Genomic DNA, 22266 nt, shown 5'->3' with positions numbered 1-22266 from the left:
CCTCATCCGTTCGGTCGATTTCCCGAGCGCGGTGTCGCGCCAGGTCACGAATTCAACGATGGACCCTCGATTCCATTCAGACGCTAGTTGATCGCTCGCGCGTACGCGTGGCTTTCTGCCTCATGTTCAGGCCCTATTTCGGTTCGCGGTTTCCCAGGCCCGGTCGTACCGGTTTCCCCCAGGTCGGCGGGGGTCCTTGCTGCGGTACACGACGTACGGACGACCGAGATATCCGATCGGCGCACTGAATACGTGCACCAGACGCGTGTACGGCCATATGGCAAGTAATGCCAAAACGGTCAAACCGTGCAATTGGAAACTCCACGGCACCCCGACCATCAGATCCGGCTGCGGACTCAACGAGAACAGGCTGCGGAACCACGGCGAGACGGTGGACCGGTAGTCGTACGTGCCGAGAATCAGGTTCTCGCCCATGGTGTTGAACATCCCGGTGGCGATCACGACGACGAACAACGCGTACATGACCTTGTCGCTGGTGCTGCTGGCCTTCCGGACGCTCACGACGGTGATCCGCCGGTACAGCAGGATCCCCAGTCCGACCACGGTCGCGATCCCCGCGGGCACGCCGAGACCGACCGCCATCACGTGATACGAGTGGTCGGACAGTCCGATCGCCTCGGTCCAGGCGGCCGGGATCAGCACACCGCCGACGTGCCCGGCGAGCACGGCCAGGATGCCGAAGTGGAACAGCGGGCTGCCCAGGCGCAGCAGCCGGCTCTCGTACATCTGCGAGGATCGCGTCGTCCAGCCGAACTGGTCCTTGCGGTAGCGCCAGATGTGGCCCACCACGAAGGACGTCAGGGCGATGTACGGCAGGGTCAGCCACAGCAGCGTGGTCACCGTCGTGCTCCGATCTCGGGGTACTCATCGATGGAGGGGTGCAGGGCAGGGTCGAGTGCGTAGGTGTCGAGTCCGACCGCCTCCTCGGGCGGGCCCTCGGCGGCGAGCTTCGCCACCTGCTGACGGTCGTCGGTGTCGAGGTCGGGCAGTGTCATGCACACCGCGTCGAGCACGCCGGCGAACGGGGAACCGCCGTCGCGCAAGGACAGTCGCAGTACCTCGACGACCGCGCGGTGGGTCACCAGCAGCCGGTAGCCGCGGGCGGCGTCGGCGGTCGCGGCGAACTCGAGCACCACCGGCAGGTAGTCGGGCAACTCGTGGTCGCCGAGGGTCACTCCGGCGTTGCGATACGCGTTCTTGAAGCGCAGCAACGCCATTCCACGGTTCCGGGTGTCGCCGTACGCGTAGTACGACAGGTGCAGGCTGCTGCGCCGCCGCAGGTCGAAGGTCTCGACGTACAGCGCGGACAACTCGATCCGGGGCGTGGCCCCCATGAAGTCCAGGCACTCGACCAGGTGTTCGCCGGCCGGTCCCGGCACCGTCGCCGCCACTTCCCGGAGGTCGCCGAGCATGCCGAGGGTCTGTTCGGTCGGGTAGTCCAGCAGCAGTGCGGCGATCCGCCACACCAGCTGCTGGTCCCGTTCGGTCAGTGTGTCGGCGGTGGGCCGGAATCTGCCCGCAACCCGGCGACGCAAACCGAGCGCGCCCATCAGTCGTCGTCCCGGCTCGGGGCGAGGGCGCCCACTCCGGTCGGGACCAGCCCCTCGGTGCTCTTGCCGTCCCAGTTGAGCAGGTTGATCCGTCCCGACTTGTTCTCCGGTGCCGCAGTCGAATTGGTGTCCTCCGCCTGCTCGGTCAGGTGGAACTTGTCGGCCATCACGTCGAAGGCCGTCATGCCGGGACCGCCGTCCTCCTCGAGGCTGCAACCGGTGGCGAGCGCGTCGAGCCGGTGCGCGTCCGACCCGGCGCCGTTCGGGATCACGTACCGGTCCTCGTACTTGGCCAACGCGAGCAGCCGGTACATCGCGTTGAGGTCCTCGGGTGACAGCCGAACCGCCTCGGCGACCTCCGGCCGGATCGGCTCGCCCAGGTTGACCCGACGCATGTGTGCACGCATCGCGGCGAGCCGCTGCAACGAGGCCCGCACCGGACCGACCTCACCCGCGGTGAACAGTTCCGCCAGGTACTCGATCGGGATCCGCAGCGCGTCGATCGCGCCGAACAGGTTGTCGGCCTCCTCGCCGTCGTGGCCGGTGTCCGAGAGTGCCTCGACCATCGGCGAGAGCGGCGGGATGTACCAGACCATCGGCATGGTGCGGTATTCCGGATGCAGCGGCAGCGCGACCTGGTAGTCGACGATCAGCTTGTACACCGGCGAGTTCTGGGCCGCCTCGATGAACTCCGCGGAGATGCCGGCGCGCTCGGCTTCGGCGACCACCCGCGGATCGTGTGGGTTGAGGAACACCCCCAGCTGCGACGGGTAGAGGTCCTTGTCGTCGGTGACCGAGGCGGCCTCGAGCACCGCGTCCGCGTCGTAGAGCATCACCCCGAGGTAGCGCAGCCGGCCGACGCACGTCTCCGAGCAGATGGTCGGGATGCCGACCTCGATCCGCGGGTAGCAGAACGTGCACTTCTCGGCCTTGCCAGTCTTGTGGTTGAAGTAGATCTTCTTGTACGGGCAGCCGGTGACGCACTGACGCCAGCCACGGCACTTGTCCTGGTCGACCAGGACGATGCCGTCCTCGGACCGCTTGTAGATCGCGCCCGACGGGCAGGACGCGGCGCAGGCCGGGTTGAGGCAGTGCTCGCAGATGCGCGGCAGGTAGAACATGAAGGTCTGCTCGAACTCGAGCTTGACCTTGTCGGACACCTTGGCCAGCAGGGGATCCTTGCCGACCTGGTCGGGGCCGCTACCGAGGTCGTCGTCCCAGTTCGCGCCCCAGGTGACCTTCGTGTCCTCGCCGGTGATCGCCGACACCGGCTTCGCGACGGGGACGGTGTCGGTGGCGGGCGAGGCCAGCAGGTTGTCGTAGTCGTAGGTCCACGGCTCGTAGTAGTCGGAGATGGTCGGCAGGTCCGGGTTCGCGAAGATGTTGAGCAGCCGCTTCATTCGCGAGCCGGACTTGAGCGTCAGCTTGCCGCGCTTGTTGAGCGTCCAGCCGCCCTTCCACTTCTCCTGGTCCTGGTACTGCCGCGGGTAGCCCTGTCCCGGACGGGTTTCCACGTTGTTGAACCAGGCGTACTCGACGCCGCCACGGTTGGTCCAGGCCTGCTTGCAGGTGACGCTGCAAGTGTGGCAGCCGATGCACTTGTCCAGGTTCATCACCATGGCCATCTGCGCCATAACTCTCATCAGTACGTCACTTCCTGGTCGCGGCGACGGATCGTGGTGACCTCGTCGCGCTGATTGCCGGTGGGGCCGTGGTAGTTCATCGCGAAGGACTGCTGGGCGTAGCCGCCGATGAGATGCGAGGGCTTGATCATCAGCCGGGTCAACGCGTTGTGGATGCCGCCTCGCTTGCCGGTGCGCTCGGTCCGCGGCACCCCGACCGCCCGGTCCTGGGCGTGGTACATGAACACCGTGCCCTCGGGCATCCGGTGGCTCACGATCGCGCGCGCCACCACGATGCCGTTGCGGTTGGTCGCCTCGATCCAGTCGTTGTCCTCCACGCCGATCTTCGCGGCGTCCACATCCGAGATCCAGATCGACTGCCCACCCCGCGAGAGGGTCAGCATGTGCAGGTTGTCCTGGTATGCCGAGTGGATCGACCACTTGCTGTGCGGGGTCAGGTAGCGGACGGTGACGGACCCGCCCACGCCGTTGCCGTGCGTTTCCCCGACCGCCGGCTCGCTGAACAGCGCCGTCATGTCCAGCGGCGGACGGTAGATCGGCAACTGTTCGCCGAGTTCCGACATCCAGTCGTGGTCGAGGTAGAAGTGCTGCCTGCCGGTCAGCGTGTGCCAGGGCTTGAGCCGTTCGGTGTTGATGGTGAACGGCGAGTACCGCCGGCCGCCGGTCTCACTGCCCGACCACTCCGGCGAGGTGATCACCGGCACCGGCCGGGCCTGGGTGTCCGCGAACCGGATTCGGGTGCCCTCGTTCTCTGCGGCCAGGTCCACCAGCTCCGTCCCGGTGCGCTCCTGCAGGTGCTCGAAGCCCTGCGTGGCGAGGCGACCGTTCGTGGTGCCGGACAGCGCGAGGATCGCCTCGCAGGCGTATTTGTCCTTCGCCAGCGAGGGCCGGCCCGCCGCCACACCACTGGCCACGGTGCCGTTGACCCCGCGCAGGTACTCGACCTCTTCGGTCGGGTAGGTGGTCACGCCCTTCGTGGTCAGGCCGAGCTCCTCCACCAGCGGGCCGAGCGCGCCGAGCTTCTCCGCGATCGCGGTGTAGTCCCGTTCGACGAGGACGATCTTCGGCATCGTCTTGCCGGGAATGGGTTCGCACTCACCATGTTTCCAGTCCAGTACCCGGCCGCCGGGCTGTGCGGTCGCGTCGTTGGTGTCGTGGGTCAGTGGTACCGCGACGATGTCCCGGCGGGTGCCGAGGTGCTTCTCGGCGAGCCAGCTGAAGCCGCGGGCGATCCGGTGGAACGCCTCGAAGTCGGTCTTGGTCTCCCACGGCGGGGAGATGGCGGGTGAGAACGCGTGCACGAACGGGTGCATGTCGGTGCTGGACAGGTCGTGCTTCTCGTACCAGGTCGCCGCGGGCAGCACCACGTCGGAGAACAGTGTCGTGCTGGTCATCCGGAAGTCGAGGGTGGTCAGCAGGTCGAGCTTGCCCTCCGGCGCTTCGTCGCGCCACACCATCTCCTGCGGCCGAACCCCCTCGGAGTCACGGGCATTGAGATTGGAGTCGGCGCCGAGCAGGTGCTTGAGGAAGTACTCGTTGCCCTTCGCGGACGAACCGAGCAGGTTCGAGCGCCACACCGTCAGACACCGCGGGAAGTTCTCCGGCGCGTCGGGATCCTCCACCGCGAACTGCAGGTGCCCGGTCTTGAGGCCGTCGACGACGTGCGCGGCGGGGTCCTTGCCGAGCCGCTCGGCCTCGTCGGCCAGGTCCAACGGATTGCGGTTGAACGTCGGGTAACTCGGCATCCAGCCGAGGCGGGTGGCGAGTGCGATGTTGTCCGCGGCGGTGCGGCCGGCGAACTGACCGTCCGCGAGCGGCGAGGCCATCACCTCGGCGGTGAACGGGTCGTAGCGCCACTGGTCGGTGGCCAGGTACCAGAAGATGGTGCCCTGCATCTGCCGGGCGGGCCGGGACCAGTCGGAACCGAACGCCAGTGTCGCCCAGCCGGTGACTGGGCGGCACTTCTCCTGCCCGACGTAGTGCGCCCAGCCGCCGCCGTTCACGCCCTGGCAACCGGTGAGCATGGTCAGGGTCAGGAAGGACCGGTAGATCTGGTCGGAGTGGAACCAGTGGTTGGTGCCCGCGCCCATCAGGATCATCGAGCGACCGCCGGAACGATCGGCGTTGTCGGCGAACTCACGCGCGACCCGTGCCGCCGCGGCGGCGGGGACGCCGGTGACGGTCTCCTGCCATGCCGGCGTGTACGGCTCCTCGGTGTCGTCGTAGCCGGTGGGCCAGGTGCCCGGCAGGTCCGGGCGTCCGACGCCGTACTGGGCGAGCATCAGGTCGAAGACGGTGGTGACGAGCCGGCCGGCCACCGTCCGGGTGGGCACGCCGCGCCGCAGTACGCCGGGCGTCGAGGTGTCGTAGCGCGGGAAGTCGACCGCGACGGCGGTAGCGGCCATGTCGGCGTCGTCGTACATCGTCATCAGCGGGTCGACGCCGTGCAGGTCGAGGTTCCAGTGGCCCTTCCCGGACTCGGTGAACCGGTGTCCGAGGGAGCCGCCCGGTACCACAGTCTCGCCGGTCTCGGAGTTCAGCAGCACCGTCTTGTGCTCGGCGCCCTCGGAGGTGTCGCCGAGATCGGCTGCGGTGAGGAACTTTCCGGGGACGTAGCCGCCGGGTTCGCCGTTGACACCGCCACGTTCGTCCAGGGTGATCAGGTACGGCAGGTCGGTGTAGCGCTTGACGTAGTCGGTGAACCGCTCGGTGGTCTTCTCGACGAAGAACTCCTTGAGGATCACGTGCCCCATCGCCATCGCCAGGGCGCCGTCGGTGCCGGGCCGCGCGGGCAGCCACTGGTCCGCGAACTTCGTGTTGTCCGCGTAGTCGGGGGAGACCACGACGACCTTCTGGCCGCGGTAGCGGGCCTCGGTCATGTAGTGCGCGTCCGGGGTTCGGGTGACCGGGACGTTGGAGCCCCACATGATCAGGTAGCCGGCGTCGAACCAGTCGGCCGACTCGGGCACGTCGGTCTGGTCGCCGAACACCTGCGGCGAGGCCTCCGGCAGATCCGCGTACCAGTCGTAGAAGGACAGCATCGCGCCGCCGAGCAGCGAGACGAACCTCGTGCCGACCGCGTGCGAGACCATCGACATCGCCGGGATCGGCGAGAACCCGGCGACGCGGTCCGGTCCGTACTTCTTGATGGTGTGCACGTGCGCGGCCGCGACGATCTCGGCGGCCTCCCACCACTCGGCCCGCACGAAGCCGCCCTTGCCGCGAGCGGACTTGTAGCGCTTGGACTTCTCCGGGTCGGTGACGATGTCGGCCCAGGCGAGCACCGGGTCCTTCAGGCGCTCCTTGCCTTCCCGGTACATCTCGAGCAGTTCACCGCGCACGTACGGGTAGCGGACCCGGGCGGGCGAGTAGGTGTACCAGGAGAACGAGGCGCCGCGCGGGCAGCCACGCGGCTCGTACTCGGGCTTGTCCGGTCCGATCGACGGGTAGTCGGTCTGCTGCGCCTCCCACGTGATGATCCCGTCCTTGACGTAGATCTTCCACGAGCACGATCCGGTGCAGTTCACGCCGTGGGTCGAGCGGACCACCTTGTCGTAGGACATCCGGTCCCGGTAGAAGTCGTCGGAGGTGCGGCCGCCGATCTGGTGCAGCGTGCGCAGGTCGGGGGAGGCCTCGCCGCGCTGGAAGTGCTTGCCGAACTTCAGCAGTGCGTCCGCGTCCAACGTGCTGGGGTTCTGGGACATGAATACCTCTCGGGAAGAGCTCACGGGCCGGGCTGGGCTGTGATGACGACGGTCAGATCTCGACGTACACCGTGTCGCCGCGGATGCGGGCCGGGTAGGTGCGCACGGCGGGGACACCGTCGGAGGTGCAGACGCCGGTGTCGAAGGCGAAGACGTACTGGTGCAGAGGGCAGGTGACGGCGGCGCCGTCGAACTGGCCGTCGGCGAGGGGACCGGCCTTGTGCGGGCACACCGCGTCCATCGCGCGAACGGTCCCGTCCGCCAACAGGAACACCGCGACCTGGCGGCCCTGCACGGCGTAGGTCCGGCCCTCGCCCGGGGTGAGGTCGGTGACCGGGCCGACCGTCACCTCGGCCGCGGTGTGCGTCGGCGCGGTCATCGGACCGGCACCTGCGGCAGCGGAAGCAGCGGCAGCGACGGCGTGAACTGCGCGGGCGACTTCGGCTCGCTGCGCTCGAGCCAGGGGTCGCGGTAGCCCGCGACCGCCGATGTCATCCGCTCGTCCAGTCCGGCCACGACAGCCTCCTCGTCTCGAATCAGCAACGCCTGCAACCGTTCGAGTCCGATCCGCGGCACCCAGTCGTAGGTTCTCTCCAGCCACTTCGCGTCCTCGCGGTAGAACTGGATGAAGCGGCCGGCCAACTGCAGGACCGCATCCGCGGAGTCCACCGTGGCGAGCAGATCGCCCTTGCGGATGTGTGCCCCGGCGGCGCCGCCCACGTAGACCTCCCAGCGCCCGTCCCCGACGGACACGACGCCGAGATCCTTGCACAGCGCCTCGGAACAGTTGCGCGGGCAGCCCGCGACCGCGAGCTTGAGCTTGGCGGGGGTCTCGAGTCCCTGGAACCGTTCCTCGAGCGCGATGCCCAGCGCGGTCGAGTCGCCGAGACCGAAGCGGCAGAAGTCGCTGCCGACGCAGGTTTTCACCGTCCGCATGCTCTTGCCGTAGGCGTATCCCGACGGCATCCCGAGGTCGCCCCACACCTTCGGCAGGTCCTCCTTGCGGATGCCGAGCAGGTCGATGCGCTGGCCACCGGTCACCTTCACCAGCGGCACCTCGTACTTGTCGGCCACGTCGGCGATGCGCCGCAACTGGTCCGGGGTGGTCACCCCGCCCTTCATCTGCGGCACCACCGAGAAGGTGCCGTCGCGCTGGATGTTCGCGTGCACCCGGTCGTTGATGAACAGGGCGCCGCGCTCGTCCACCCAGTCCGGTCCCCAGACGGTGCGCAGCAGCGAGGCGAGCGGCATCTTCGCGGTCGCGTCCTCGCGGCCGTCGACGGCGAGCTCGGCGAACACCTGCGAGACCGCCCGCAGGTCGCGTTCGCGCACCGCGGCGATCAGTTCCGCCTTCGTCATCGGCACACACGGCACGTACCAGTCGGCAGCCGGATCCGCCTGCAGCGCACCGCCTGCCGCGCAGGCCACGATGTCGGCGACCAGGCCCTTGCAGGAACCGCAGCCCTTGCCCGCGCGCGTCTTCGCGACCACCTCGCCGAGGGTCGAGGCGCCGGCGTGCACGCACGCGACCAGGTCACCCTTGCTGACGCCGTTGCAGTTGCACACCTGCGCCTCGTCGGGCAGGTCAGCGGCAGTGGTGGTCGACCCGTCGGCGAGGTCGAACAGCAGCGTCAGGCGGTCCTCGGGGAGTTCGACCTTTCCGTCGAACGCCTGGGTGAGGAAGCCCGCTTTGCCGATCTCGCCCATCAGGGTCGCGCCGATCAGCTTGCCGTCCCGCACCACGACGTTCTTGTAGGTGCCGTTGCGCGAGTCGTAGAACTGCAGGAACTCGTCGCCGTCGAGTTCGGGACCCTTGACGCCCATCGCCGCGACGTCGACGCCGGCGACCTTCAGCTTCGTCGTCGACCGCGAACCCTGGTAGGCGGCTTCGGGATTCGTGCCGGTCAGGTGCTCGGCCAGGACGACGGACTGCTCCCACACCGGCGCGACGAGACCGTACGTCTCACCGCGGTGCTGGGCACACTCGCCGACCGCGTACACCGAACCCTCGTCCTCGCAGCGCATCTGGTCGTCGACGACGATGCCGCGCTCGACGACGAGGCCGCCCGCGCGGGCCAGTTCGGCGTTGGGGCGGATTCCCGCCGCGACCACCACCATGTCCGCCTCGAGGATGCTGCCGTCGGTGAACGACACCCCGGTCACGGCGCCCTTCTCGTCGCGCAGCACGGCACTGGTCCGTGCCGAGGTGTGCACGCCCACTCCCAGTGCCTCGATCTTGGCGCGCAGCACCGAGCCACCGCGCTCGTCGAGCTGCTGGTTCATCAGGTGTCCGGGGGAGTGCACGACGTGCACCGCGAGTCCCTGGGTGCGCAGGCCGTACGCCGCTTCGAGCCCGAGCAGTCCGCCGCCGATCACCACCGCCGTCACGCCGTCGCGGGCCTGGGCCATCTGCAGCATGCCGTTGGTGTCGGCGATCGTCCGGAACCCGAACACGCCGCGGGCGAGGCGACCGTCCGGCTCGCGCAGTCCGTCCATGTTCGGGAAGAAGGTGCTGGAGCCGGTCGCGACGACCAGCACGTCGTAGTCGACGACCCGGTCGCTCTCACAGGTGACGGACTTGGCGAACCGGTCCAGCCGCACGGCCCGGTCGCCCGCGAACAGCGTGACCCCGTTCTCCCGGTACCAGCTCATCGGGTTCAGGATCAGGTCCTCGTCGTCGGCGGAGGACTCGCCGGCGAGCACGTGCGAGAGCATGATGCGGTTGTAGTTGCCGTACGGCTCGTCACCGATCATCGTGATGTCGAACAGGTCGCGGCCGCCGCGACCGAGGATCTCCTCGACTGTGCGCGCGCCCGCCATGCCGTTACCGACCACCAGCAGTTTCCTCATGTATCGAGGGTGGGGCGTCCCGGTGACGCGGCGACTGCGAGGACGTTACGCCCGAATCAGGAAGTACTCACGAGTCGGTGGACCGCATTGTCAGGGTTCGTACACACGGCGGACTCAGCCGAAACGTTCGGCGATTGCGTCCGCGATCACGTCCGGCGCGTCCTCCTGGATGTAGTGCTTGGCGGTGGGGAGCTCCACGAGCACGTGATTCGGGAAGGTCGCCTTCATCCGGGGCAGGCAGGCGCCGGGCTTGAACGCGGTGTCCTTCATGCCCCACACCAGCAGCGCCGGTTTCGCTCCGAGTCGTGTCGGCACATCGGCGGCGAGCCGGCGCAGCAGCGGCTCCGCGGCGAGGATCTGCCGGGGCATCTCGGCCACACCCCGGCGCGCCCCCGGGGAGGGTTGCACCGCGCGGTAGTGATCCATCTCGCGTGGCCCGAGGCCGCGTGCCGTCCCCCGGGGAATCAGGCGTTCGACGAAGAAGTTCCTCTCGAGGATCGCGCGCTGCATCCATCGGGTGGACATCACGCGGCTGAAGCCCTTCATGGTCAGGTTGTCGGCAGGCCAGAACCAGGTGTTGCCCAGCACCACGCCGCGGACCCGGTCGGCGCGGTCGACGTCGACGGCCATGCTGATCGGTCCACCCCAGTCCTGGCCCATGGTGACGAACCCGTCGAGACCGAGATGGTCGACCAGCGCCCCGACAGTCCGCGCATGCTCCTCGATCGTGTAGCCGAAGTCGGCGGGCCGGTCGGAGAGGCCGAAGCCGAGGTAGTCGACGGCGATGCACCGGAAGTGCTCGCGCAGTCGGGTGACGATGTGCCGGTAGAGGAAGCTCCAGGTCGGGTTGCCGTGGCACAGCAGGATCGGGGTTCCTGCGCCCTCGTCGATGTAGTGCAGGCGGCCCGGCGCCGCGTCGAACCACCGCGATTCGAAGGGGTAGAGCGCCGGGTCCGGTGTGAAGTCGATTGTCATCACGGCTCCTCTGCCGCGGGTCCGTCCCGTTCCATGCTGCGCCCACCGCGCCGGTTTCGGAAGGCTGAGCCCCGGATTCCGGGGTTCAGCCTTCCGAAGTCGTCAACGGATCACATACCGCCGAAGCTGCCCGGACCGCGCCGACGCAGGTAACGCTCGAACTCGGCGGCGATCGCGTCACCGTCGATCTTGGAGATCACCTCGGAGATGTCGACCTCCGCGTCGCCGCGCTCCTCGAGCGACCGGACGTACTCGGCGATCTCCTCGTCCTCGGCCGTCATCTCGGTCACCGACTGCTCCCAGTCCTCCGCGAGCGACGGCAGCTCGCCGAGCGGGACCTCGACGTCGAGGACGTCCTCGACCCGCTGCAGCAGTGCCGCGGTGGCCTTCGGGTTCGGTGGCTGCGAGACGTAGTGCGGGACCGCGGCCCAGAACGAGATGGCGGGCACGCCCGCCTTGACGCACTCGTCCTGCAGCACGCCCGTGATGCCGGTCGGACCCTCGTAGCGGGTCTGCTCGAGGTTGAACCGTTCCGCCGACTCGGTGCTGTACGCGGTTCCGGTCACTGGCACCGGCCGGGTGTGCGGGGTGTCCGCGAGCAGTGCGCCGAGGATCACCACGGTGGTCACCCCGAGGTCCTCGATGATCTCGAGCAGGTCGTCGCAGAAACTCCGCCAGCGCATGTTCGGCTCGATCCCGCGCAGGAGCAGCACGTCGCGTTCGCTGCCGGGGGGCGAGCACACCGAGATCCGGGTCGCGGGCCACTGGATCTCGCGCGTGACGCCGTCGACCTGCCGGACCTGCGGCCGGTTGACCTGATAGTCGTAGTAGTCCTCGGAGTCCAGCTCGGCCAGCGGGCGTGCGTCCCAGGTCAACTCCAGATGTTCGACGGCGCCGCTGGCGGCGTCACCCGCGTCGTTCCAGCCCTCGAACGCGGCGACCAGAATGGGGTTACGCAGCGTGGGCACGTCGCCATCGGGCGTGACAAGGGGTTCGGTTGGACTCACCTGCCTAGCCTACGACCAGGGTGGTTCGCATCGCCCACTACTCTGGACGGCATGTCTGCCCCATTCCACTCCGCCCTGCTGGATGCGCTGTCACAGCGCGTTGTGATCGGCGACGGTGCCATGGGAACCATGCTGCAGGCCGCGGACCTCGGACTCGACGACTTCCTCGGCCTCGAAGGCTGCAACGAGATCCTCAACGAAACCCGCCCCGACGTGCTGCGCGACATCCACGCCGCGTACTTCGAGGCCGGCGCCGACGCCGTCGAGACGAACACCTTCGGCTGCAACCTGCCGAACCTCGCCGACTACGACATCGCCCACCGGATCCGTGACCTGTCCGAGCGTGGAACCCGCATCGCCCGCGACGTCGCCGACGAGATGGGTCCCGGCCGCGACGGCATGGCCCGCTTCGTGCTCGGCTCGATGGGACCCGGCACGAAGCTGCCCACCCTCGGCCACGCGCCGTTCGCGGTGCTGCGCGACGCGTACACCGAGTCCGCGCTGGGCATGATCGACGGCGGCGCCGACGCGATCCTCGTCGAGACCTGCCAGGACCTGCTCCAGGTCAAGGCGGCGATCATCGGCAGCCAGCACGCCATGGACCAGCTCGGGCGCCGCATCCCGATCATCACCCACGTCACCGTGGAGACCACCGGCACCATGCTGCTCGGCAGCGAGATCGGCGCCGCGCTGACCGCGCTCGAACCTCTCGGCATCGACATGATCGGGCTCAACTGCGCCACCGGCCCGGACGAGATGAGCGAGCACCTGCGGCACCTGTCCAAGCACTCGCGGCTGCCCGTGTCGGTCATGCCGAACGCCGGTCTGCCGGTGCTCGGTGCCAACGGAGCCGAATACCCGCTCACCGCAGAGGAACTGGCGATCGCGCTGAGCGGTTTCGTCACCGAGTTCGGCCTGGCGATGGTCGGTGGCTGCTGCGGCACCACCCCCGAGCACATCACCCGCGTGGCCGAGGCGGTCCGGCTGGTCGAACGCGGCGTGCGCAAGCCCAACCCGGAGCCGGGCACCTCGTCGCTGTACTCGGCGGTTCCGTTCGAGCAGGACGCAAGCATCCTGATGATCGGCGAGCGGACCAACTCCAACGGCTCGAAGGCCTTCCGCGAGGCCATGATCGCCGAGAACTACCAGAAGTGCATCGACATCGCGAAGGACCAGACCCGCGACGGCGCGCACATGCTCGACCTCAACGTCGACTACGTCGGCCGGGACGGCGCGCTGGACATGGCCGCGCTCGCAAGCCGATTCGCGACCGCCTCGACCCTGCCGGTGATGCTGGACTCCACCGAGCCGGAGGTGCTCCGCGCCGGTCTCGAGCATCTCGGTGGCCGCTGCGCGGTGAACTCGGTGAACTACGAGGACGGCGACGGGCCGGACTCCCGGTTCCAGAAGATCATGCGGCTGGTCAAGGAACACGGCGCCGCGGTCGTCGCCCTGACCATCGACGAGGAGGGGCAGGCCCGCACCGCCGAGCACAAGGTGCGGATCGCGCAGCGCCTCCTCGAGGACATCACCACCAACTGGGGCCTCGACGAGTCCGACGTCATCATCGACGCGCTGACCTTCCCCATCTCCACCGGTCAGGAGGAGGTGCGCCGCGACGGCATCGAGACCATCGAGGCCATTCGGGAACTCAAGCGCCTGCACCCGCGGGTGCACTTCACGCTCGGCATCTCGAACATCTCGTTCGGCCTCAACGCGGCCGCACGTCAGGTGCTCAACTCGGTGTTCCTGCACGAGTGCACCGAGGCCGGCCTCGACACCGCGATCGTGCACGCCTCCAAGATCGTGCCGATGGCCCGGATCCCCGAGGAGCAGCGGCAGGTCGCGCTGGACCTGGTGTACGACCGCCGGAGCGACGGCTACGACCCGCTGCAGAAGCTGATGGAACTGTTCGAGGGCGTCTCCGCGGCGTCCGCGCGCGAGACCCGCGCCCAGGAGCTCGCCGGCCTGCCGCTGTTCGACCGGCTCGAACGCCGCATCGTCGACGGCGAGCGGGACGGTCTGGAGGCGGACCTGGACGAGGCGATGACGCAGCGGCCCCCGCTCGAGATCATCAACGAGACGCTGCTGTCCGGCATGAAGACGGTCGGTGAGCTGTTCGGCTCCGGCCAGATGCAGTTGCCGTTCGTGCTGCAGTCCGCCGAGGTGATGAAGGCGGCGGTGGCCTACCTGGAACCGCACATGGAGGCCACCGACGAGGACGGCAAGGGCCGCATCGTGATCGCGACGGTCAAGGGCGACGTCCACGACATCGGCAAGAACCTCGTCGACATCATCCTGAGCAACAACGGCTACGAGGTGGTCAACCTCGGCATCAAGCAGCCGATCGCGACCATCCTCGACGCGGCCGTCGACAAGAAGGCCGACGTGATCGGCATGTCCGGGCTGCTGGTGAAGTCGACCGTGGTGATGAAGGAGAACCTGCTCGAGCTGAACGCCAAGGGCGTGGCCGAGCAGTTCCCGGTCCTGCTCGGCGGCGCCGCGCTGACCCGCTCCTACGTGGAGAACGATCTCGCCGACGTGTACGAGGGCGAGGTCAGCTACGCGCGGGACGCGTTCGAGGGCCTGCACCTGATGGACTCGATCATGGCGACCAAGCGCGGCGGCGGCCCCGACCCGGACAGCCCGGAAGCGTTGGCCGCGAAGGAGAAGGCGGCCGAGCGCAAGGCCCGGCACGAGCGGTCCAAGCGAATCGCGGAGGCGCGCAAGGCCGCCGAGGTGCCGGTCGTGGTGCCGGAGCGCTCCGACGTGGCCACCGACATCACGGTGCCGACGCCGCCGTTCTGGGGCACCCGCATCGTCAAGGGCATCGCCCTGGCCGACTACTCCGGGCTGCTCGACGAGCGTGCGCTGTTCCTCGGGCAGTGGGGCCTGCGCGGTCAGCGCGCCGGCGACGGCCCGACCTACGAGGAGCTGGTCGAGACCGAGGGCAAGCCGCGGCTGCGGTACTGGCTGGACCGGCTCGCGTCCGAGGGCATCCTCGCGCACGCGGCGGTGGTGTACGGCTACTTCCCGGCGGTCTCCGAGGGCGACGACGTCGTGGTCCTCACAGAGCCGACAGCCGATGCGCCGGAGCGGATGCGGTTCAGTTACCCGCGCCAGCAACGCGACCGGTTCCTGTGCATCGCGGACTTCGTGCGCTCGCGCGAGGACGCGCGCCGTACCGACCAGGTCGACGTGCTGCCGTTCCAGCTGGTGACGATGGGCCAGCCGATCGCGGACTTCGCCAACGAGCTGTTCGCGGCGAACAACTACCGCGACTACCTCGAGGTGCACGGCATCGGCGTCCAGCTGACCGAGGCGCTCGCCGAGTACTGGCACCGGCGTGTGCGAGAGGAACTCACCCTGCCGGGCGGGCACGCTCTCGCCGAGCAGGACCCGGCCGACGTGGAGGAGTACTTCAAGCTCGGATACCGCGGTGCGCGTTACTCGTTCGGCTACGGCGCCTGCCCGGAGCTCGAGGACCGCGCGAAGATGGTGGCGCTGCTCGAGCCGGAGCGGATCGGGGTCAAGCTGTCGGAGGAACTGCAGCTGCACCCGGAGCAGTCCACCGACGCGTTCGTGCTGCACCACCCCGAGGCCAAGTATTTCAATGTCTGAGGTCGCCAATGTCTGACCTGAAGGCCGTCCTCTGGGACATGGACGGGACACTGCTCGACTCCGAGAAGCTCTGGGACGTCGCCATGCACGAGCTGGCGGCCGAACTCGGCGGAGTGATGACCCCGCAGACCCGGCACGCGATCATCGGGGCGTCCGGCCCGGACGCGCTGGCGACGATCTTCGGCGCGCTCGAACTCGACCCGACACCGGCCGCGCTCGCGGACGCGACGGCCTGGCTGAACGCGCGGGTCACCGAGCTGTTCGCGCTCGGCATCCCGTGGCGGCCGGGTGCGCGGGAGCTGCTCGGCGTGGTCCGCGACAGCGGCCTGCGCACGGCGCTGGTGACCAACACCGAACGGGAACTGGCCGAGCAGGCGCTGAACACCCTGGGGCGCGAGCACTTCCACGTCACTGTGTGTGGGGACGAGGTGCCGGCGGGCAAGCCGCAGCCGGACCCGTACCTGCGCGCGGCGGAGCTGCTCGGTATCGCGCCGGAACACTGCCTCGCCGTCGAGGACTCGCCGACCGGTGCGGCCGCGGCCGAGGCGGCGGGCGCGGTGGTCCTGGTGGTGCCGTGCGAGGTGCCCGTGCCGACGGGACCGCGCCGGGTGCACCGTGAGTCACTGCACGGGCTGGGCGAGGACGACCTGATGTCGGTGTGGCGGTCGGTACAACCGTAGGTGCTCTCGTAGTCGTGGCAGGATCACTGCCATGACACGACGGTGGGGTGGGCTGCTTCGGGCAGCAGCCGCCGCGACCGTCGTCGTGGCCGCCGCGAGCGCCTGCTCCGCCGGCGCGGGACTGGCCGGGCCGAGCGGCCCGGACACCCTCACCGTCGCGCTCACCGCCAAGCCCGACAACCTCGACTTCACCCGCACCGCGGGCGCCGCGATCCCGCAGGCGTTGCTGGACAACGTCTACGAGGGCCTCGTGCGGCTCGACGACGCCGGCACTATCGTCCCGCTGCTCGCCGCGTCGTGGACCGTCAGCGACGACCGCACGGTCTACGACTTCGCGCTGCGCGAGGACGCCACCTTCAGCAACGGTGCGCACTTCACCTCCGACGACGTGAAGTTCAGCATCGAGCGGGTCAAGACCGACTGGACCGCGAACTCGCCCGCCGCGATGGCGGTGGTGGACCGGGTGGAGACGCCGACGCCGCACCTGGCGCGGGTGGTGCTGAGCCGGCCGAGCAACGAGTGGTTGTTCGCGATGACCGGACCGGTCGGGGCGATGTTCACCCCGGGCGGAGTCGGGCAGCTCGCGACCACCGCGATCGGAACCGGGCCGTTCACGGTCGCGCGGTGGAACCCGGGCTCGGAACTGCAGTTGGCCGCGAACCCACGCTACTGGGGATCGCCGCCGCCGATGAAGAATGTTCGGCTGCGGTACTTCTCGGACGCCACCGCCCAGGCGAACGCGTTACGCAGCGGCGGCGTCGACGTGATCTACGGACTCGGTGCGCCGCAGCTGCTCGGACAGTTCGCGGGTGATTCCAGGTTCACCGTCACTCAGGGCACCACCAACGGCGAGGTCACCCTGTCGATGAACGGGGCGGTCGCGCCGTTCGACGACATCCGGGTCCGGCGCGCCGTGATGTACGCAGTGGACCGGAAGGCGGTGCGCGACACCGCCTACGCCGGCTACGGCGAGCTCATCGGTTCGATGGTGCCCCCGACCGACCCCTGGTACGAGGACCTCACCGGCGTCTACCCGTTCGACCCGGATCGGGCGCGGGCACTACTCGCCGAGGCCGGGAACCCGCATCCGGTGGTCCGTTTCGACGTACCCAACCTGCCCTACGCCACCGCGGCCGCGCAGGTGGTCAGCTCGCAGCTCCAGCAGGTCGGATTCGCGGTGCGGACCACCCCCGTCGAGTTCCCGGCAGTCTGGCTGGACTCGGTGTTCACCCGGCACGACTACCAGATGTCGGTGATCCAGCATTCCGAGCCGCACGACATCGCCACCTTCGGGAACCCGAAGTTCTACTGGGGCTACGACAATCCGGCGGTGACCAGGCTGCTCGCCGAGGCCGACGCAGCCGACCGCACCGGCTACGTCGCCGCCATGCGCGAGGTGGCCAGGACCATCACCGACGACGCGGCCGCGGACTGGCTGTTCCTGTTCCCGCTCCTGGTGGTGGCGGACGCGGATCTGACCGGCCTGCCCCGCAACTCGACCTCGCTGGCGCTGGACCTGTCCCGGGTGCGGCGGGGGTAGCGCCGATGGCAGTCGCGCTCGCCCGCCGTCTCGGCATCTTCGTGCTCACCGCGCTCGTCGCGTCGGTGCTGGTGTTCGCGCTGCTCTCGGTGCTGCCGGGCGATCCCGCCCGGATCGCGCTCGGCGTGCAGGCCTCCGCGGAGGAGGTCGCCCGCGAGCGCACCGCGATGGGACTGGACGCACCGCTCTACCAGCGCTACGGCAGCTGGTTGTGGGGAATGCTGCACGGCGACATGGGAACGTCGTACCTGACCCGGCAGTCGGTGGGGCCGGAGATCTTCGACCGGCTGCAGGTGACCGCGTGGGTGGTCGGGGCGGGCATGGTGGTCGCGCTGGCGATGGCGCTGCCGCTCGGCGTCGCCGCCGCCGTCCGTGCCCGCAGGCCCGACGGGCTGGTGATCGGCGGAATCAGTCAGGTGGGCATCGCGATTCCCGCGTTCCTGGCCGGGGTGCTGCTCTCGACCGTGTTCGCGGTCGAGTTGGGCTGGCTGCCCTCGAGCGGCTGGCAGGCGCCCATCGAGGGCGTCGGAGGCTTCCTGTCGTACCTGGCCCTGCCCGCCCTCGCGCTGGGGTTGGTGCAGGGGTCCGTGCTGACGCGGTACGTGCGCTCGGCGGTACTCGACGAGCTGGGGGAGGACTACCTGCGTACCGCACGGGCCAAGGGGCTCACCAGGACTCAGGCGCTGCTGCGGCACGGCCTGCGTAACGCCGCCATCCCGGTGGTGACGGTCGCCGGCGTGCAGCTGACCACGCTGCTGATCGGCGCGGTGGTGATCGAGCGGGTGTTCGTGATCCCGGGTCTCGGCAGCCTGCTGCTCGACAAGGTCAGTCAGCGAGACATGGCGGAGGTGCAGTCGATCGTCATGGTGCTCGTGCTGGCCGTACTGGTGCTGAACCTGCTGGTGGACCTGGTGTCGACGGCGATCGACCCACGCATGCGGAGCGGTGCGAGATGAGGCGCCTACCGGGGACTCTGGTGTTGGGTGGGTTGTTGGTCGCGCTGGTGGTCGGCGCGGCGGTCGTCTCGTTCGTGTGGACCCCCTACGACCCGACGGTCGTCGATTCCGCATCCCGGCTACTGACACCGAGCAGTGCGCACTGGCTCGGCACCGACGACTTCGGTCGCGACATCCTGAGTTCGCTGCTGGTCGGGGCGCGCACCACGCTGCTGGTCGGTGTGGTCGCGGTGGCGGTGGCCGCGGTGATCGGCATCCCGGTCGGGGTCAGTGCGGGGATGCGGCCCGGTGCGACGGACGAGGTGCTGATGCGGGGCAACGACGTGCTGCTCTCATTCCCGGCGCTGCTGCTGGCCATCGTCTTCGCTGCGGTGTGGGGCGGTTCCACGCTGACCGCGATGACCGCGCTCGGCATCGGTGCCGCACCGGGATTCGCGCGGGTCTCGCGCGCGGGCACCCGCCAGGTGATGTCGCAGGACTACGTGCTCGCCGCCCGCGCCTGCGGTCAGCGGCCGTCCCGTATCGCGACTCGCCATGTGCTGCCGAACATCTCGAGTGAACTCATCGTGCAGGCCTCGGTCACCTTCGCGATCGCGGTGCTCGCCGAGGCCGCCCTGTCCTACCTGGGATTCGGCACCCCGCCGCCGACCCCGTCCTGGGGTCGGATGCTGCAGGAGTCGCAGCCGTACCTGTACCTGCAGCCGATGGTGATGCTGTGGCCCGGCCTGGCGATCGCGGTGACGGTGCTCGGGTTCAACCTGCTCGGCGACGGGCTGCGTGACCGGCTCGACCCGAAGGCGGTGCGGTCGTGACGATTCGGCCACTGCTCGAGGTCACCGATCTGAGCGTGCGTGCGGGCGAGCGCATCCTGCTCGACCGGGTCGGCTTCGGCCTCGACTCCGGCGAGCGCCTCGGGCTGATCGGCGAGTCCGGGTCGGGGAAGTCACTGACGGCGCTGAGCCTGATGGGGTTGCTGCCCGAGCCGCTGCGGGCGGGCGGCTCCATCACGCTCGACGGCGTCGCGGGGAACCTCGTGGACGCCGGGGAGCGGGCGTGGTCGAGGCTGCGCGGCGACGACCTGGCGATGGTGTTCCAGGAGCCGATGACCGCGTTGAATCCGCTGATGAAGGTCGGCAAGCAGGTGGCCGAGGTCATCGCCCTGCACGACCGGACCGTCGGGCGCCGGGAACGCCGGGCGGTGGTGCTGGACCTGCTCGCCTCGGTGAACCTGCCCGATCCGCCGCGGATCGCGCGGTCGTATCCGCACGAACTGTCCGGCGGGCAGCGGCAGCGCGTCCTGATCGCGATCGCGATGGCCAACCGGCCGCGAGTGCTGATCTGCGACGAGCCGTCGACCGCCCTGGACGTCACGACGTCGGCGCAGATCCTGGAGCTGATCGACACCGCGGTCCGCGAGCACGACACCGCGCTGCTGTTCATCAGCCACGACCTGGCCGTGGTCTCGCAGCTGTGCGAGCGGGTGCTGGTGATGCGCGGCGGCGAGATCGTCGAGTCGGGCCCGATCCGCACGGTGTTCGGGGATCCGCAGCATCCCTACACCCGGTCGTTGCTCGACGCCTCGCAGCTGCGTCCGGGTGGTTCGGGTTCGGGCTCGCACGAGTCCGCGGGCGAGGTGGTGTTCAACGCGTGCCCCGATCCGCTGATCGCGGTCCGGGGACTGGGCCGGACCTACCCCGGGGCGCGGTCCTCGCTGCTGCGTTCGGCCGAGCCGGTGCGCGCGCTGTCCGAGGCGTCCTTCGACGTCGGTGCCGGGGAGCGGTTCGGGGTGGTCGGGGAGTCGGGGTCCGGGAAGTCCACGCTGATCCGGATGCTGTGTGCGCTCGACACCCCGACTGCGGGTTCGATCCGGGTCGGCGGCCGCGAGATCGTCGGGGCCCGCGAACGTGACCTGCGGCAGTTCCGGCGCGACGTGTCGATCGTGTTCCAGGATCCGATGGGGTCACTGGACCCACGGATGAAGGTCGGCGACATCGTCGCCGAACCGCTGGCGGGCGCGGTCGGAGCTTCGGATCGGGACGCGTCGGATCGGGTGGCCGAGATGCTGGTCGCCGTCGGTCTCGAACCGGACATGGCCGGGCGCTATCCGCACCAGTTCTCCGGCGGCCAGCGTCAGCGCATCTCGATCGCCCGCGCCCTGATCACCGCGCCGAAGATCCTTGTCGCCGACGAACCGGTCAGCGCGCTGGACGTCTCGGTGCGCGCGCAGGTGCTCGACCTGCTCGCTCGACTGGTCGCCGACTACCAGTTGACGTTGCTACTGGTTTCGCACGACCTGGCGGTCGTCCGGCACGTCTGCGAGGTGGTCGCGGTGATGCACCGCGGCCGGATCGTGGAGTGCGGCCCCACCGAGGAGGTGTACGAGCGTCCCCGCGACCCGTACACCGCCCGACTGATCGAGAGCGCGCCGCGACTGGTCCTGCCCGACGCGTGACCTGTGGTCCCCACTCCAGGGGAAAGCAGGGAAGGGGCGGGGCGATGGGAGTCGCGTCGGCACTCGTGAAACAATGGTCAGCCGTGAAGACCTTCGACTCGCTGTTCGCCGAGCTGTCCGACCGTGCCGCCACTCGTCCCGAGGGCTCCGGCACCGTGGCCGCGCTGGATGCCGGCGTTCATGCCCAGGGCAAGAAGGTGATCGAGGAGGCCGGCGAGGTGTGGATCGCCGCCGAGTACCAGAGCGACGAGGAACTCTCCGAGGAAATCTCGCAGCTGCTGTACTGGGTGCAGGTCCTGATGGTCGGGCGCGGGCTGAAGCTCGAGGACGTCTACCGACATCTGTGAGCCCCGCTCGCAATCCCGGTAGACCCCCGTCGACCTTCCCGAAAGGAAGCACCATGCTGCGCGTCGCAGTACCCAACAAGGGCTCACTGTCCGAGTCCGCCGCCGAGATCCTCAGCGAGGCCGGCTACCGCCGCCGCACCGACTCGCGCGACCTGACCGTCCTCGATCCGTCCAACCAGGTGGAGTTCTTCTTCCTGCGGCCCAAGGACATCGCCATCTACGTCGGTTCCGGCGAGCTCGATCTCGGCATCACCGGCCGGGACCTCGCGCTCGACTCGGGCGCGCCCGTCTCCGAACGGCTCTCGCTCGGTTTCGGCCGTTCCAGCTTCCGATACGCCGCTCCCGCCGGCAAGCAGTGGTCGCCCGAGGACCTCGCCGGTCTGCGGATCGCCACCTCGTACCCCAACCTGGTCCGAAACGACCTGGCGCGCAGGGGTGTCGAGGCCACCGTCATCCGGCTCGACGGCGCGGTGGAGATCTCCATCCAGCTCGGCGTCGCGGACGCCATCGCGGACGTGGTCGGCAGCGGCCGGACGCTGCGCCAGCACAACCTGGTGGCATTCGGTGACTCGCTGTGCGACTCGGAGGGCGTGCTGATCGAGCGCGAGGGCTCCGACGGCTCCGACAAGGCGCGCAATCAGCTGATCGCCCGGGTGCAGGGCGTGGTCCGGGCGCAGCAGTACGTGATGCTCGACTACGACTGCCCGCGTTCACGTCTCGACGAGGCGCTGGCGATCACCCCGGGCCTGGAGTCGCCGACCATCGCGCCGCTGGCCGACGAGAATTGGGTCGCGATCCGCTCGATGGTCCCGCGCAAGGTCAGCAACGACGTGATGGACCAGCTCGCGGAGATCGGCGCCAAGGCGATCCTGGCCACCGACATCCGGACCTGCCGCGCCTTCTGACGCCGCTCTCGCTCA

The 22266-nt window shown here is 69.1% G+C and carries 16 protein-coding genes; 8 read left to right on the top strand and 8 right to left on the bottom strand.

Annotated elements, in window-relative coordinates; genetic code table 11:
• Positions 1 to 126: 126 nt before the first annotated feature.
• The 8 genes from narI to FK531_RS15085 all read right to left on the bottom strand — a co-directional run bounded on the left by narI (position 127) and on the right by FK531_RS15085 (position 11750).
• Positions 127 to 861 (bottom strand): respiratory nitrate reductase subunit gamma, encoded by a 735-nt coding sequence (narI, locus tag FK531_RS15120; protein WP_142100683.1) that lies wholly within the window; start codon positions 859 to 861, stop codon positions 127 to 129.
• Positions 858 to 1571: a nitrate reductase molybdenum cofactor assembly chaperone gene (gene narJ, locus FK531_RS15115; protein WP_142100681.1), complete on the bottom strand. Its 714-nt coding sequence runs from the start codon at positions 1569 to 1571 to the stop codon at positions 858 to 860. The genes narI and narJ overlap by 4 nt, the downstream gene beginning before the upstream one ends.
• Positions 1571 to 3214 carry a nitrate reductase subunit beta gene (gene narH / locus FK531_RS15110; RefSeq protein ID WP_181762975.1) on the bottom strand — a complete coding sequence of 548 codons (1644 nt, stop codon included), beginning with the start codon at positions 3212 to 3214 and terminating at the stop codon, positions 1571 to 1573. Before narH ends, narJ begins: the two co-directional genes overlap by 1 nt.
• Positions 3214 to 6918, bottom strand: coding sequence for a nitrate reductase subunit alpha (locus tag FK531_RS15105; RefSeq protein ID WP_142100679.1), 3705 nt, complete (start codon positions 6916 to 6918; stop codon positions 3214 to 3216). Before FK531_RS15105 ends, narH begins: the two co-directional genes overlap by 1 nt.
• A gap of 52 nt (positions 6919 to 6970) precedes the next feature.
• Positions 6971 to 7297, bottom strand: coding sequence for a nitrite reductase (NAD(P)H) small subunit (locus FK531_RS15100; protein ID WP_142100678.1), 327 nt, complete (start codon positions 7295 to 7297; stop codon positions 6971 to 6973).
• On the bottom strand, positions 7294 to 9768 hold the full coding sequence (gene nirB / locus FK531_RS15095; RefSeq protein WP_142100676.1) for a nitrite reductase large subunit NirB: 2475 nt from the start codon (positions 9766 to 9768) through the stop codon (positions 7294 to 7296). Before nirB ends, FK531_RS15100 begins: the two co-directional genes overlap by 4 nt.
• Positions 9769 to 9882: 114 nt before the next feature.
• Positions 9883 to 10743, bottom strand: a complete 861-nt coding sequence (locus tag FK531_RS15090) for a haloalkane dehalogenase (RefSeq protein WP_142100674.1) — start codon at positions 10741 to 10743, stop codon at positions 9883 to 9885.
• 110 nt (positions 10744 to 10853) lie between these two features.
• Positions 10854 to 11750, bottom strand: a complete 897-nt coding sequence (locus FK531_RS15085; protein ID WP_142100672.1) for a PAC2 family protein — start codon at positions 11748 to 11750, stop codon at positions 10854 to 10856.
• Between the two features lie 51 nt (positions 11751 to 11801).
• On the opposite strand from FK531_RS15085, the gene metH reads away from it, so the two are divergent.
• The 8 genes from metH to hisG all read left to right on the top strand — a co-directional run bounded on the left by metH (position 11802) and on the right by hisG (position 22251).
• Positions 11802 to 15371: a methionine synthase gene (metH, locus tag FK531_RS15080; RefSeq protein WP_142100670.1), complete on the top strand. Its 3570-nt coding sequence runs from the start codon at positions 11802 to 11804 to the stop codon at positions 15369 to 15371.
• 8 nt (positions 15372 to 15379) lie between these two features.
• The gene (locus FK531_RS15075) at positions 15380 to 16051 is read left to right on the top strand and encodes an HAD family hydrolase (protein WP_142100668.1); all 672 of its coding nucleotides are present in this window, start codon (positions 15380 to 15382) and stop codon (positions 16049 to 16051) included.
• 31 nt (positions 16052 to 16082) lie between these two features.
• Positions 16083 to 17591: an ABC transporter substrate-binding protein gene (locus FK531_RS15070; RefSeq protein ID WP_142100666.1), complete on the top strand. Its 1509-nt coding sequence runs from the start codon at positions 16083 to 16085 to the stop codon at positions 17589 to 17591.
• A 5-nt stretch (positions 17592 to 17596) separates the two neighbouring features.
• Positions 17597 to 18547, top strand: coding sequence for an ABC transporter permease (locus FK531_RS15065; protein WP_142100664.1), 951 nt, complete (start codon positions 17597 to 17599; stop codon positions 18545 to 18547).
• Positions 18544 to 19359 carry an ABC transporter permease gene (locus FK531_RS15060; RefSeq protein ID WP_142100662.1) on the top strand — a complete coding sequence of 272 codons (816 nt, stop codon included), beginning with the start codon at positions 18544 to 18546 and terminating at the stop codon, positions 19357 to 19359. Before FK531_RS15065 ends, FK531_RS15060 begins: the two co-directional genes overlap by 4 nt.
• Positions 19356 to 20999 carry a dipeptide ABC transporter ATP-binding protein gene (locus FK531_RS15055; protein WP_142100660.1) on the top strand — a complete coding sequence of 548 codons (1644 nt, stop codon included), beginning with the start codon at positions 19356 to 19358 and terminating at the stop codon, positions 20997 to 20999. The genes FK531_RS15060 and FK531_RS15055 overlap by 4 nt, the downstream gene beginning before the upstream one ends.
• 83 nt (positions 21000 to 21082) lie before the next feature.
• A complete protein-coding gene (locus FK531_RS15050; RefSeq protein ID WP_142100658.1) occupies positions 21083 to 21346 on the top strand; it encodes a phosphoribosyl-ATP diphosphatase in 264 nt (87 codons plus the stop codon).
• 53 nt (positions 21347 to 21399) lie between these two features.
• The gene (gene hisG, locus FK531_RS15045) at positions 21400 to 22251 is read left to right on the top strand and encodes an ATP phosphoribosyltransferase (protein WP_142100656.1); all 852 of its coding nucleotides are present in this window, start codon (positions 21400 to 21402) and stop codon (positions 22249 to 22251) included.
• The last annotated feature ends 15 nt before the right edge of the window (positions 22252 to 22266 follow it).

This window comes from Rhodococcus spelaei, assembly GCF_006704125.1.
Classification (GTDB): Bacteria; Actinomycetota; Actinomycetes; order Mycobacteriales; family Mycobacteriaceae; genus Rhodococcus_G; species Rhodococcus_G spelaei.
This window is presented reverse-complemented; position numbering and strand designations above follow the sequence as displayed.